Origin of the sequence: Paenibacillus sp. ACRSA (assembly GCF_022346845.1) — a bacterium.
Classification (GTDB): domain Bacteria; phylum Bacillota; class Bacilli; order Paenibacillales; family Paenibacillaceae; genus Paenibacillus.
Genome location: NZ_JAKRNP010000006.1, coordinates 297,874 through 310,840, shown reverse-complemented (window position 1 = coordinate 310,840; position 12,967 = coordinate 297,874). Strand labels below are relative to the sequence as shown.

Here is a 12,967-nt window from a genome sequence, read left to right as displayed (position 1 = left end):
GGTTATTAAGCTATTAAGCGAGAATAGAAATATCAAGTTATTAGAAAGCATTTTTCATTATTTTGAAGAAGTATCAAATTGCAATGATGATTATTTAATTAATAGCATTTTTTCAGTTACAGTGTTGGAAATATTGGGTAACGACACAACAATTCTGGGGGTTGCACAAGAATATATGGGACCTAAAACCATGCGACTTCAATTAGAGGCTGATAGAGGATTAGGGAGGATCAGGTAGAATCTAGCCAGCTTAATTTTCTATTTAAAGGCATTGATTTGAGAGGGATAAGAGCAGTATGTCTGTATATCGAAGAAGACAGAGGCACCTGCTAACATAATATTCAAGCTTCGACTCCTTCGGAGCCTGGGTCTGCGGGAGGGAATTCGAGGAGGAATTTCAGCAGACAACCCCTTCGGGGTTCATGAATACGGCACGTTATACGACATAATCAAAACAGTTAAACGAAGAAATTTAATAGAGCTTTAAAACCAATTAAAGAGGGTGATATTTTTGAAAATTCAATGGGCCTTTTATGATAATGGTAATGATACTGAAGAAATCTACTATGAAAATCTTAATAAAAAGTTATATGAATCAAAGTATCAAGGTCACCTTTATTGTATTAGTGATGAATGCGATGCAATGATTAAATTTACACATCGTCAAGATGAAGTCAAATTTTTTAGTACTTGGAATGGTCAAGGGGACCTTCATGATATTGAATGTCCATATTTCCTCCATGAGAAAGGAGAAGTTGAAAGGAAAAAAATACTTGATCAAATTGAGTCGGCTCCCGTTACTGATGAACATATACTTAATACTATTCTTAATAAAAGTAAGAATTTGAAATCTAAAGAGAAGAGGAAAAAGGAAAATAAAAGAAATACAACAAAAAGAAGAGTACAAGGTGAACAAACAAGTAGAACAGAAAAAATTGATAATGGTGAAATAAATTCGCTTGGTAGTTCAATGATAAGAATCTTTAGTTTAGATTCAAAGCACATGACCCCTGATTATGTGAATTATAGGAAATGTGTATTCGGAAAGATAAAACATGTTTACTTTAATGAGGCTGACGGTTACGTCTACTTGAATCTTGATAATGCTCAGTACAGAGTTAGTATTTATTTGCCTCAAGCTTTTTATGCTGATCCAGAGAAGACTACAAAATCAGCATTAGTTACCTTTGTAAATAAAGTTAAACAAGAGTTACTAGCTCTTAAAGAGCTTGTTATTATATGTGTGGGGATGATCCGATTTAAAAAAGGAAGCTCACAAGATATGAATGTTCATATTATTAGTCCCTCTCATTTACTAATAAATGATATGAAGTACTATGAGATAATTACGAGTAATTCAATTAATACTAATCCTTATAATTATTTATAGCTAATGCGATGTGAACCACAATGGAGAATTATTGGAACACATAGCAGAGCAATGACTGAATAGAGTTCTGAGTAATTCAAAGAAGTAATTTTCTTGTATAGCATAAATTCAAGCTATGCTCCCGACTGAGTTTGGGTCTGGGGGATAGGGATATAACAAAGTAACAAGAAGGGTGAATGTTAATGACTAAACGGCAGTATTACTCTGCACGTGCTGGAAAAAATACAGGAGAGAATTTTCCTATTGAAACACTACGAGAGTTGATTTTTAGAACTTATCATTTTTTTTATGAGAAGGAGTATTATCAAGAGGCTTTTGGAAAAATATGTGTAGATGCAGGATTTATTTCTGGAACGTGTGGAAGTGATATTGACGGCTATTTTTTAAGGAAGCTCCGCAAACATCGCATATGGCCTATAGATGATTTTTATATGAATTATTCAGATGATGATATGTTTGATTTGATAGAAGTACTCTTTGATCTTGTCTCAAAACCTATTGAAGGTACATACCATAATTGGAGCGATTGTGGATGGCATTACTATGAATTTGATAAAAATTTAGGCCAAGAGGAATTTAGAGTAGAGATTAATGAAATTTTGAGAGATTATAAACAGGGCTATGAGTTGTCATACGAAGGTGAAATTCTTTTGTTAGGAGATAAGGGTCTGAGTTTTCTGTTAGAAGCTAAAATTCCGGAATATGATTTGAGTAATGTTGATAACATAGTAGAAATTGCTATTTTGAAATTCCGAAGATATCGTGCTAGTTTAAATGAAAGAAAAGATGCAGTAAGAGATTTAGCTGATGTTTTAGAATTCTTGAGACCACAAATTAAAGAGCATATGTTATCTAAAGATGAGTCTGAACTTTATAATATTGCAAATAATTTCGCCATCAGACATCATAATGATAAACAAAAGAAAGATTATGATGCGCTTTGGTTGAATTGGATTTTTTATATCTACCTCTCAACTATACACATGATGGTAAGAACCATAAAAAGGGCTAAGAGTAACTGAATGAATAAGATCAATGAGAGCAAATTCAAGAAGTGATGCCGTCGTATAACATAATATTCAAGCTGCGGCTCCTTACGGAGCCTAGGTCTGCGGAATGGATTTCGAAGAGGGATTCCAGCAGTCACCCCTTCGGGGTTTTATGAATACAGGAACGTTATCGGAAAGATAAGGGCAAAGACCAACACGTTCTGAGCGGATTTTGAAAGAATTATATTAAAAGAATATGCCATATAATACCTGTGAAATGAAGCTAAACTGGAAATTGTGGGGGGATTAAAATAGAAGAATTAAAACCAAACGAAAAAGAGAAAGAAGTATTATCATTGTTTTATAATAGATTCTATGATTTATATGAAGAAATTGTAAATGATGATTTTATTAATAAGGATGCTAATATAAGATTTTATAAATTAAGAGAATCATTTTCGATATATAAAGAATTATTGAGTTATGAGCCGATTAAAGAATATATTAATTGGATGAAAAAAGGTGGACGACCTCACTTTGAAGGGATAATTGCAGATGATTTGTTTAGTTTTATAAGAAATTTATTATTACACTTTCCTATTTTTGATACATGGGATGAAGTTTATATAAATAAAAACTTAGCCACGTGGAGTAAAGTGGGACAAATAGATAAATTTCTAACTAAAGGTATTAAAGGGAAAATTGATGGTAAAGGTACGGTGAAATATAGAATTTGGGAAGAAAAAAAGAAAAAAATGACATATTTTTGTATTAATTTTCCTGAGAAATATGATAATACAAATATTTACTTAAAGGATATTATATCTGAAGAAGTTGGAATGAAATTTTGTATGGCATTAATGAGAGCGATATTAGATACTCAGGTAGAGAATTCAGAAGTACCAGAGATAAAAATAATGTCTCAAGTATATTTACCAATAAAATAAATAGTATTTGAAACTGCATAAATTCCAATTTATCAGTGAGATTATGAGTGCAATGGGTATTTTAAAAAAAGATAATTCAAGCTCGTATTATCCATGTTATGCAAATAGATTATAGGGATGTAGATAGGTGAACTTTAAGACTCCAACGTTTAGTCCTACTCTAGCTTGGGGGGGCCTCATCCATCCGATAACAATGCACTCGAGTTCGCTTTGTCTGTTTTGGGTCATTGCTTCGAAAAAGCAAAGCACATTCCTCAGCCTAAGATAGGAGCTAGTTAAGGCTGAGGAGAACGTCTTGAGTGTGGAGCCGTTATAACGATAGAATAAAATGCAAAGAGAGCCGTTTGGCTCTCAATTAGAAGTTATATTTAATTCATTATGTAATTGAAGAGCATCTTTAAAACCTTGCAAGTAAATTTCACGTTCTAGAATTGTTTGAACTGAGAGGTCTGCGTCATCGTAAAGAAATAGAGTTTTATGCATATCTTGAGGTAGAAGTTCATGTAATTGTTTGAAGTAAAGATTTCGATCAGAACAGAATTGATTGTAAATGGTATTGTTCTTGAGAAGATCACTATATAAGGCTTCAATTCGATTACGTATCAACGAATCAAGTAAGACTTCTAAGGAATTGTACATAAATGATCACCGTCCGTTATGTTTTATTTTGCGAATAAAAGTTTAATTTATTAAACATTATTTTATCATAACGAAAAATATAATCAAGACATATCAAAGATATTTTTGATTAAGGAAATATAATTTCATATAATTAAAGAAAAATTCAATTCAGATACAAAGGAGTACCAGATGATAAGTTATAAACCATTCCAAAAATTATTGATTGACAGGGAGATTAAAAAACAAGATTTATTGAGAATGACGGGGATTTCATCAGCAACGATGGCAAAGCTCAACACAAATGAGTATGTTTCTTTAGAAGTCATTGATAAATTATGTACGGCATTGGAATGCCAACCTGGAGATCTTTTGGAACATCTAGCAGACTAATGAAAGAATAGAATATATGAGGATGTTGGTTAACTCGAAGATGTATTCCGTCGTATAACATAATATTCAAGCTGCAGCTCCTCTGGAGCCTTGGTCTGCTGGATGAATTTCGTGGAAGCGTTTCAGCAGACACATCCGACTTCGTCGGACGTCGTGAATACAGGAACGTTATATGAAATCATCCCACAGAAGAAAATAATGCTTAGAGGTGCAAGCATTGATAAGAGTGACGTGTGCAACCTTACTTTACTCTGTTTCTTCCCCAAGCAAATACCCCACAGAAACCTCCAAAGCCCTTGCAATTACCACCACTTCATAATCCTGAACAAGACGATACTGACCTTCCAAACGTGAGAGACTGGTCTGACTGATATCCAAACCCAATGTTTGCAGTCTGGCGAGGAATTCACGTTGTTTAATACCTTTACTTTTACGAATAGCTACGACTCGGGAGCCGATAATATTTTTGTCGCCAGGTGGTTCTTGTCTATGCTTCATTATGTACACCCCTCATTTCAACCAAATTGTATGAGAAATAATGGTTTTTTTTAATGCGAATATCGAATTAAAATAAAATAAACCGATAATCGCATTAAAAATGACTGTTCATGTCTAGCATTAACAAGACATGGCTCAGTTTAGACCCATCAGAGAGGTGGATGTATGAGCCGGTTGCTTGACTTATTGGAAGAGGAACGGCGCAAGCTTAATCAGCTTGGAGAGACATCTTTGAAGCAAGCGATTCCGTTGTGGGACAATCCTGAGGTTCAGGAACAGAGCCGGAGGGTGGATGAATTGGTGGCACGAGTGAGCAAAACGAAGAATAAGCATAGCCGAGTGGTACGATGATGAGTACGGTACATAATGCATAGGGGAGGATATGCTATGGATTTTCCACCATGGATGCAGCGAGCAATTCGGGCGAGGCTAGATGAGGTGAGTGCCCAGATTGAGCACGAACCTGAACTGAGTCGAGTACGTGGGGAAACCGACAAAGCCTTCGAAGCTTTGTTTCAAGACAAGGATGTCGAGCAGACACCTGAATATGCCGAATGGGAAAATCGTTACATTGTCAGCAAAGGCATAGAAAATGAACGGTTGTACATGCAAGGGTTGCGAGATGGGATTCAGCTAACGGCCTCCTTGTTAGGTGAGTCAATGCTGGTGGAGAAAGGTCGTGAATCTGACTAACGCTAGGTGCTGGTTGAGATTAGCAGTGTGAGTATGCATGGCAGGTGAGTGAACGACTAAGCAAGAGAATGAATGATGAAATGCATACTAAGAGCTTCATGCGGGATGAAAAGCAACATTCTGTCCATATAAATGATTCATAATTTAAGTAAAGACTTTTTAAAGTCTGAAAGGCCTTTGTATATTTACAAAGCTTCATAAGTATACAGAGGCTTGATCTACTTACGCGAACCTATAGGTCATGGGGGAGCTACATTGATCTTCACTAAAAAACCCGAGCCGAAGCGTGTATAACCGCTTCGGCTCGGGTTTTTAATGCTCTACTTTCCCAAACACCCAATCCTTACTTCCCACTTACCGACTTAAACCAATCATTCACTTCTTGCGTGATCTGGTCTCCGCCGTTGGACTTCCAGTTGGCGACGAATTGGTCGAAGGCATCGACTGGCAGTTTGCCGTAGATGATCTTATTGAACGTTTCCATCTCGGACTGACGAAGCAGGTTCCACTTGGAGACCATGGTTGGTGTGGCTGCGCCAGTGAAATAGTTTTGTTTGCGAATGTCGATCTGAGACATGACGACTTTCGCAGCGGCCCAGTTTTCAGGTTTGCGGAACTCGGCCATTTGTTTCTCGTAAGGCGTCTCGGGCTTCTCGCCGTCAGCTAGCTTCACAAGGGTTTTCATGTACAGGTCTGGAATACGCGCTGGACCCGTCAGGAACGGGAATTCGTTGGAGAAGTCTTTGATTTTCTCCTTGTCACTGGTTGGTTGACCGTCGATGATATCCCAGTCGTATCCTTTGGCGAAGCCGTATTCGTAATCACTGCCTGCAGCCGGGTTAGCCAGGTTATCGAGCAGGTAGTTATAGTACAGGAAAATGGCTTCTGGATGCTTGGCATCCTTATTAATCATGATACTGGCGTTCACACCAGAGTTCTGCCACTTCGTACCGATCTTGCCGTCTGGACCAGCCGGAATAGGGTAGGCTTTGTATTTGGCACCAGGTACGTTCTTCAGCAGGTCAGGTGCAGGCCAGTCGGGTACCCAGTTCGCTCCAGGCAGAATACCAGCAGTGCCAGCAGTCCAGCTTTCAGCGGATTTACCTTCGTCCCACAGTGCGGAGTCGGCGTGGATGTACCCTTTGTTCATCCATTCATTTAGTTTGGCAAGAGCTTGCTTAGCACCTGGGTTAATGGAGCCGTATTCGAGATTACCATCGGCGTCTTTATTCCATTGTTCCTGGATCGTGCCGTATGCACCGAATAACCAGTCGAGCGAGCCCATCCAGGTATTGGTGTTATTTTTCAGCGAGATCGCCAGAGGGAACACTTTATCTGGAGACAGACCATCCGGGTTCTCATTCTTGAATTTGTCCATGATGTTCTCAAGGTCTGCGATGGTTTTTGGAGCTTCCAGATTCAGCTTCTCCATCCAGTCCTCTCTGAGCCAGAGCAGGGTATCATCGTTATCCGTGTACTCCATGATTGGCATGTTGTATTTTTTGCCGTCCTTGGTAAACGGGTACCACAGCTCAGGATGCGCTGCTGCGTGATCTTTCAGTGTTTGGTTCGCGTACTTGTCGAACAGCTCATCGATGGCGATGAATTGACCGGAGTCGATCAGTTGATTCGTCAGAACAGCGTTGGTTGGCACGGTTACGAAATCAGGCAATTTCTCGCCAGACGCAATCGCGAGCTGCAGCTTCTGTCTGTATTGATCGTCATTGGCCGGATACCAGGTATCCTTATGCTTCATACCCAGCGTTTCGAGCATCCAACGATCGTGCACATTGTTTTCTTTTGTATCGCCTTGCACGTATTTCTTCGGCATCAACACCGAACTAAACTCGATAGGTGGGTCGTATTTTCCATTAGCAAAAGCAGCTTCTGCTTCAGCTGAACCGACGGTTGCCGGCGTATTATCGTCAGTACCATTTTCACTCGCTGTCTCACCACTGCCGCATGCAGTGATCGTGATGAGTGCGATAACCATGAGCAGTGACCACCATGTTTTGAATTTGATCATTGTTCAATCCCCCTACGATGTATGATCTTTATTAATGCATGTTCAAAAAGGACGTTTTTCAGTACCGAGAAGATGGGATGAAGCTAGAAATGGAGTAGCGGAGCGTAGATAGAGCTACGTGAGCAACTACATGTTTCCGAAGGAAACAAACTTCGTAAGCATCCCGCTTATTTCGGCTGAATTCCATATTCGATGCTGAGGATGCCGTGAGGCATCCTTCGTAATCAAAAGCGGACTTTTTGAACAACCTCTACAAGTGTAACTGTACCAATTTGGGTGGGAGGGCATCTATATGAGTTTGTTAGTTTTGATAGGACTCTATTATGTTATTAGTGCTGGTCTCTATACTCCTGTGGTGTAACGCCGAACTGACGTTTGAATACTTTGATAAAATAAGCCGGGTCCATATAGCCAATCTCCATGCTGATTTCATATACTTTTTTGCTGGTCGTCACCAGCTTGTGACACGCTCGATCCATACGCAGGCGCGAGATATACTCACTAATGCCTTCGCCTGTTTCAATCTTATAAATCTTGGACAGATGGGTCGGATGCAGATTGCATGATCGGCCAAGGCGCGCAAAGAGACATCCAAATGCAGGTTCTTATCTGTATAATCCTGAATTTTCTTAACGTACTCGGAGCGAATATCCTTGATCTCGTTGGACGTGCCTTCCTTGAGTTTGCCAAGCACACTAAGTGACCATTTCCGCAGTTTGCCAATTGTGGAGAAGGCTTCTCCGCTCTGAAGTAACTCGATATCGCTTCCCATTAGGTTCGCTAATGTGAGCTTGTTACGGTGCGCGAGATTAGTGAATGAAGCCGTAATGAGAAAACCAGCCTCCATGCAGTGCTCCCACGATTCCGACCATTTCTCATCCAGTTCCGCGCAGACAGCGAGAATCTTCTCTTCCGCAGCATCCCACTGCCCACTCTCTAGAAGCTGTACCAACGTAGGTGGGGTATAAAGCTCATCCAACGGGCCCTGCGCTGTATGTGATTCCACATCACTGACTCGCATCACGAATTCACGTTCGTCTCCAACGATCTGCCGGAAATACGCTGAGGCCTGACGAAAACGGGGATAGAGCTGATCCGGAAAAGCAAACCACTCGGTCATAACGATAGAGAGGGAGCCCTTGAGGAACTGCTTGACCTTGGATTGCAGCTGAATGGACTGCTTCTCCAGAATGGTTTCTTTGCCAATATCGCCTTTGCGCTCCTTCAATTGCAGTAAGAACACGAGATAGCCATGCTCTTCCTTGACACCCCATACCTCCATAAACTCACCCATAATCTCCTCCGCCATATTAATGATGGCATATTCGATCAGCGTCTGATCATGGCTGTCATATTGACCGAATTCCTCTTCCAAACGCACCAGCATGAGCGCAGCATCTCCCGTATGGAAGGGCAGATCATAGTTAGCAAGCTTCCGATCCCATTCACTAGCTGAGTAGCGATGTCCCTGCAAAGCCTCCAACAGGAGTCGTCCCCGCAAATGAGGCAGATTCTCCCGTAAAGTAAACTGAGTTCGCGTAAGTGAGCTTACAAGCTCCCATTCGTTATTGAGTTGGTCGATTGCTTTCTGCACGGCACCCATTAATTCATCATCTGTAGGCGGCTTGAGTAAATAATCTACGGCCTCATACTGGATAGCTTTTTTGGCATATTCAAATTCGGAGTACCCGGATAAAAGAATGCATTTTATTTTTTTGTCACGGACTCGAATCCGTTCAATCAGTTCAATTCCCGTCATTTCTGGCATTTGAATATCTGAGATCACCATATCAATCGGGTGTGTATCAATCAATTGTAAAGCTTCATGCGCCGAATAGGCTTTATGCACCTGTTCGATCCCCAGCGTATGCCAGGGCTTGGTCATGGATAGGTTATCTACCCAGTGTGCTTCGTCGTCTACGATGATCATCTGCATGATGTTAGTCTCCTTGGGTGGTATATAAGTCTTGAGGTTAAAATCAAGGGATAGATGATGTGAACAAGGGCGCTACGGATTCAAAGGTTCTTTCGATCGCTGTTATCCCCTGATTTTATTGAATCTTTTCTAAAGGTGAAATCCGGGGATAAAGGCGAACACTTCGTTTCTCCAGAATCCCTTTGATCCTTCGCTTTGGTTCACATAAAGTTCCCCTTTATTTTAAAGAAAGACTTTTATAAAGGTGAATTTGTAATAATTTAAGGGCGGAGCGTCTGGCTTCGCTGCAGCCCTCTATTTAGAAAAGACTTCTTACGCACACTTTCGATGCTTAAACTTCTTCAGATTTTTTTACTGTGCTTCAGGTTTTCTCGCTTCTGTCATATTTCATCAGATACTTATTTCCCCTGAATCCTATATCCGATGCGATTTGCCTCTAGGCATACTTGTCATCCCAATCTGACTTTTTAAACAATCTCTCATATTAGTTTCGGTTTCCTCGCTCGGGATCTGTATCTTCCTTCGGAATCTCCCAGACGATCTCGGTTCGGAATCCGCCAAGTGGGGATGGGCCGAAGCGGAGGTAAGATTGGATGCCGAATAGGTGCATGATGCGCTGGTTGGTATTCCAAAGACCACAGCCCATTTCCTCCTGCAACGGCTCCTGCATTTTCATGTTCAGTGCTTCGTACTGATCTGCACTTAGTCCAGGGCCGTCGTCATCAATATATATTTTGCCTAAGTCCCCCTCGCTCTCGCCAGTTATTCGAATCTCCCCGGAAGAATAGGACTTCGCCACGCCGTGAATAACGGAATTCTCGACCATCGGTTGCAGCATTAATCGCGGCACGGACTGACTCAGCATATCCTCCGGAATATCAATGTGATACTCAATGCGACCGTTGCGTAGCTTCTGAATATCCAAATAGTTGATGAGCAGCTTAATCTCTTCCTGAAGGGAAGAGGTCTCCCGTTCCATTCGAGTCGTATAGCGATAATAGGCACTTAGGTTATGCGCCATGGACACGACGGCTTGCTCGTCCTTCATCTGAGCCATATTGATGATATAGCCAAGACAGTTATATAGAAAATGTGGATTAATCTGCGCTTGCAACTGCTTCAGTGTTGCTTCTCTAGCTCTAATTTTCTCATGAAATACATTCTCGATCAGGTCTTGAATCTGGTGAGACATGTCGTTGAATCGGCGGAACAGGAACGAGAACTCGTTCTGCTTGTTACTATGCAGCCGCACGGAATAGTCTCCCTGCTCTACACGGCGTAGGCCTTTAATCAGTTTTTTGATTGGATATTGCACATTCCTGTAGAGCAGGATCGATGCCGAGATGCCCACCACCAGTAACAAAATCATACAAGCATAGAATAGATTCCGGCTTAGTGAGATCGGCTGAAGAATCTGATAGAGCGGGATGACATCAACCAGATGCCAGTCCAGATACGTGGATTTTACGGAGCTAACCAAGTACTTTTTCCCACCTAGCTCGACGACATCCTGTGTTGTATCTGCCGATGAGTGTGTGTCCAGATAACGGATGAGTTCTTGGGATAACTGCTTGTCTGCACTACGATTCAGAATGGGGGCGTCACCCTTGTGATAAAAGAACGGATCGCCTTGCCCACCAGCTTTATAGGTATCCAGCATATTTTGAATATTCTCATAACTGAAACTGGCCTCAATAACGAGGCTACTTCCAGTGAGCGTCCCCGGTTGAGCTAATGAATCCGTGAAGAACCAGTAGAAGGATTGCAGCCCTTCTTGAGGTGCTTTCCCTTGATCCCCGTAGGTCCACTGTCCACTCATGTTTTTCTTCAAATAATCCTCATCATACCCGGATGAACGGTTGTAGTTGGCGATAACATCCTGATTCTGTTGGGAATACACCGCATACCGAGTAGGCCATATATCTGTAACGCCAGATTGCAGCGTCATCTTCTCCTGTATGACATAACGGGTCTGCATCTGATCATACCGATCATCCCACATGTTCAGTCCATTGAAAGCTCGTACATTCGGATCGCGAGAGAGAATCAGGCTGAAATCCATCATCTGATTAATGCGCGAATCGATCTGGCTGGATAGGAACGTCAGCTGCTTCGTGTTCGAAATCTGCAACTCATTACTCACCACGTCATAGGTGACGCTATTCGAGTAGGTGTACATGATGAGAATAGGGATGAATAACACCACAATTAACAGATTTATTTTGGCAAACAGGCTAAATCGTGATCTCGCCTTGGCTGGAAATAATATTAAGCGCTTCCATGTATGCATGAAAATTCTCCTTTTTAAAGTATCTGAGGATAACGGCGATTGGAAGGTTGTTCTGTCATCGAAGTGTTTGTGTGAAAAATAGTGTTCAGCGATATAGATCAAACTAACAAAACCCTATCGAGCCTAACAATGTTATATAGTCAGACCTCAGAATGGCTTGATACTATTTATATCAGAGAACCCCATCACACACAAAAACTTTTTTTGGGAACAGGAGAAGCGCTATGGAGGCTAAATTGGAGGGTAAACGAGTCCCGCAGGCCAGTCTTGGAAACAAGCTGGAGCACAAGAGAAAAAAACGTTATAAACAGCCGTGGATTCTACACTTCATGGTGTTGCCTGCGGCCATTATGGTCTTTATTTTTTCATATATTCCGATGTCGGGAATTCTGATGGCATTTCAAGATTACAAACCTGCACTAGGTTTTTTAGATTCGGAATGGGTAGGACTGAAGCATTTCAGGTACATGTGGGAAAATGATTACTTCCTGCAAATTACGTGGAACACACTGTTTTTTGCCTGCTCCAAAATTGTCATGAACCTGATCATTCCATTTGTCTTCGCCTTATTGCTCAATGAGGTACGGAAGATGGCACTCAAAAGAACGATCCAGACACTCGTGTATCTGCCACACTTCTTGTCCTGGGTAACACTGTCCGGTATTTTGATCGACATTCTGGCGCAAACGGGCATCGTCAATCAGTTCCTGGTCTCGGTATTTGGTATCAAGCCAGTCTTCTTCCTCGGGGACGGTAACTGGTTCAGGTTCACAGTTATTGCAAGTGATGTCTGGAAAGAGTTCGGCTTCAACACAATCATCTTCCTTGCAGCCTTGTCGGGCATCAATCCATCACTCTATGAAGCAGCAGAAGTGGATGGAGCAGGGCGCTGGAAGCAAACGATCTATATTACCATCCCGGCACTCATCCCAATTGGGATTGTAATTGCAACTCTGGCGCTGGGTAATGTACTCAATGCGAACTTCGACCAGATCTTTAACTTATATAGTCCATTAATCTATCAGCAAGCGGATATCATTGATACGTTTGTGTATCGGGAAGGTCTACTAAGTGGGCAGTTCAGCTTCGCTACCGCGGTGAATCTGTTCAAATCGGTCATCAGTCTGATTCTGATCGTAATCTCTTACCGACTGGCTTACCGTTTCGCCGGATACCGAATTTTCTAG

The 12,967-nt window shown here is 41.4% G+C and carries 13 protein-coding genes and 1 pseudogene; 8 read left to right on the top strand and 6 right to left on the bottom strand.

The window, feature by feature from the left end:
* The 4 genes and pseudogenes from MH215_RS19300 to MH215_RS19285 all read left to right on the top strand — a co-directional run.
* Nucleotides 1–238: pseudogene (locus MH215_RS19300) on the top strand (DUF7674 family protein); the annotation flags it as partial.
* 273 nt (nt 239–511) lie between these two features.
* Nucleotides 512–1,390 (top strand): hypothetical protein, encoded by an 879-nt coding sequence (locus MH215_RS19295; protein WP_239292833.1) that lies wholly within the window; start codon nt 512–514, stop codon nt 1,388–1,390.
* A 182-nt stretch (nt 1,391–1,572) separates the two neighbouring features.
* Nucleotides 1,573–2,412 (top strand): hypothetical protein, encoded by an 840-nt coding sequence (locus tag MH215_RS19290; protein ID WP_239292831.1) that lies wholly within the window; start codon nt 1,573–1,575, stop codon nt 2,410–2,412.
* Between the two features lie 323 nt (nt 2,413–2,735).
* Nucleotides 2,736–3,326, top strand: a complete 591-nt coding sequence (locus MH215_RS19285) for a hypothetical protein (RefSeq protein WP_239292829.1) — start codon at nt 2,736–2,738, stop codon at nt 3,324–3,326.
* A gap of 351 nt (nt 3,327–3,677) precedes the next feature.
* Here MH215_RS19285 and MH215_RS19280 read toward each other — a convergent pair whose 3' ends face one another.
* Nucleotides 3,678–3,965, bottom strand: a complete 288-nt coding sequence (locus MH215_RS19280) for a hypothetical protein (protein ID WP_239292827.1) — start codon at nt 3,963–3,965, stop codon at nt 3,678–3,680.
* A 171-nt stretch (nt 3,966–4,136) separates the two neighbouring features.
* On the opposite strand from MH215_RS19280, the gene MH215_RS19275 reads away from it, so the two are divergent.
* Nucleotides 4,137–4,337, top strand: a complete 201-nt coding sequence (locus tag MH215_RS19275; protein ID WP_239292825.1) for a helix-turn-helix domain-containing protein — start codon at nt 4,137–4,139, stop codon at nt 4,335–4,337.
* A 246-nt stretch (nt 4,338–4,583) separates the two neighbouring features.
* Here the strand turns inward: MH215_RS19275 and MH215_RS19270 are convergent, their stop codons facing one another.
* The gene (locus MH215_RS19270; protein WP_239292823.1) at nt 4,584–4,835 is read right to left on the bottom strand and encodes a helix-turn-helix domain-containing protein; all 252 of its coding nucleotides are present in this window, start codon (nt 4,833–4,835) and stop codon (nt 4,584–4,586) included.
* 165 nt (nt 4,836–5,000) lie between these two features.
* Here MH215_RS19270 and MH215_RS19265 point away from each other — a divergent pair, with 165 nt between their 5' ends.
* Nucleotides 5,001–5,186, top strand: coding sequence for an aspartyl-phosphate phosphatase Spo0E family protein (locus MH215_RS19265; protein ID WP_239292821.1), 186 nt, complete (start codon nt 5,001–5,003; stop codon nt 5,184–5,186).
* Between the two features lie 36 nt (nt 5,187–5,222).
* Complete coding sequence (locus MH215_RS19260; RefSeq protein WP_239292819.1) at nt 5,223–5,528, top strand: hypothetical protein; 306 nt, start codon at nt 5,223–5,225, stop codon at nt 5,526–5,528.
* A gap of 343 nt (nt 5,529–5,871) precedes the next feature.
* Here the strand turns inward: MH215_RS19260 and MH215_RS19255 are convergent, their stop codons facing one another.
* The 4 genes from MH215_RS19255 to MH215_RS19240 form a co-directional block, all read right to left on the bottom strand.
* On the bottom strand, nt 5,872–7,554 hold the full coding sequence (locus MH215_RS19255) for a type 2 periplasmic-binding domain-containing protein (RefSeq protein ID WP_239292817.1): 1,683 nt from the start codon (nt 7,552–7,554) through the stop codon (nt 5,872–5,874).
* Nucleotides 7,555–7,883: 329 nt separating this feature from the next.
* Entirely contained in the window at nt 7,884–8,060 is a 177-nt protein-coding gene (locus tag MH215_RS19250; RefSeq protein ID WP_239292894.1) for a helix-turn-helix domain-containing protein, read from the bottom strand.
* Complete coding sequence (locus MH215_RS19245; RefSeq protein ID WP_239292815.1) at nt 8,006–9,490, bottom strand: response regulator; 1,485 nt, start codon at nt 9,488–9,490, stop codon at nt 8,006–8,008. Before MH215_RS19245 ends, MH215_RS19250 begins: the two co-directional genes overlap by 55 nt.
* Before the next feature lie 484 nt (nt 9,491–9,974).
* Nucleotides 9,975–11,780, bottom strand: a complete 1,806-nt coding sequence (locus MH215_RS19240; protein WP_239292813.1) for a cache domain-containing sensor histidine kinase — start codon at nt 11,778–11,780, stop codon at nt 9,975–9,977.
* A 329-nt stretch (nt 11,781–12,109) separates the two neighbouring features.
* Here MH215_RS19240 and MH215_RS19235 point away from each other — a divergent pair, with 329 nt between their 5' ends.
* Nucleotides 12,110–12,967 carry an ABC transporter permease gene (locus tag MH215_RS19235; RefSeq protein ID WP_239292892.1) on the top strand — a complete coding sequence of 286 codons (858 nt, stop codon included), beginning with the start codon at nt 12,110–12,112 and terminating at the stop codon, nt 12,965–12,967.

Bases quoted from the DNA above. Each gene is read 5' to 3' on its own strand.
- MH215_RS19290 (WP_239292831.1), top strand. From the start codon at position 1,573: ATGACTAAACGGCAGTATTACTCTGCACGTGCTGGAAAAAATACAGGA.
- MH215_RS19280 (WP_239292827.1), bottom strand. From the start codon at position 3,965: ATGTACAATTCCTTAGAAGTCTTACTTGATTCGTTGATACGTAATCGA.
- MH215_RS19275 (WP_239292825.1), top strand. From the start codon at position 4,137: ATGATAAGTTATAAACCATTCCAAAAATTATTGATTGACAGGGAGATT.
- MH215_RS19270 (WP_239292823.1), bottom strand. From the start codon at position 4,835: ATGAAGCATAGACAAGAACCACCTGGCGACAAAAATATTATCGGCTCC.
- MH215_RS19265 (WP_239292821.1), top strand. From the start codon at position 5,001: ATGAGCCGGTTGCTTGACTTATTGGAAGAGGAACGGCGCAAGCTTAAT.
- MH215_RS19260 (WP_239292819.1), top strand. From the start codon at position 5,223: ATGGATTTTCCACCATGGATGCAGCGAGCAATTCGGGCGAGGCTAGAT.
- MH215_RS19255 (WP_239292817.1), bottom strand. From the start codon at position 7,554: ATGATCAAATTCAAAACATGGTGGTCACTGCTCATGGTTATCGCACTC.
- MH215_RS19245 (WP_239292815.1), bottom strand. From the start codon at position 9,490: ATGCAGATGATCATCGTAGACGACGAAGCACACTGGGTAGATAACCTA.
- MH215_RS19240 (WP_239292813.1), bottom strand. From the start codon at position 11,780: ATGCATACATGGAAGCGCTTAATATTATTTCCAGCCAAGGCGAGATCA.
- MH215_RS19235 (WP_239292892.1), top strand. From the start codon at position 12,110: ATGGTGTTGCCTGCGGCCATTATGGTCTTTATTTTTTCATATATTCCG.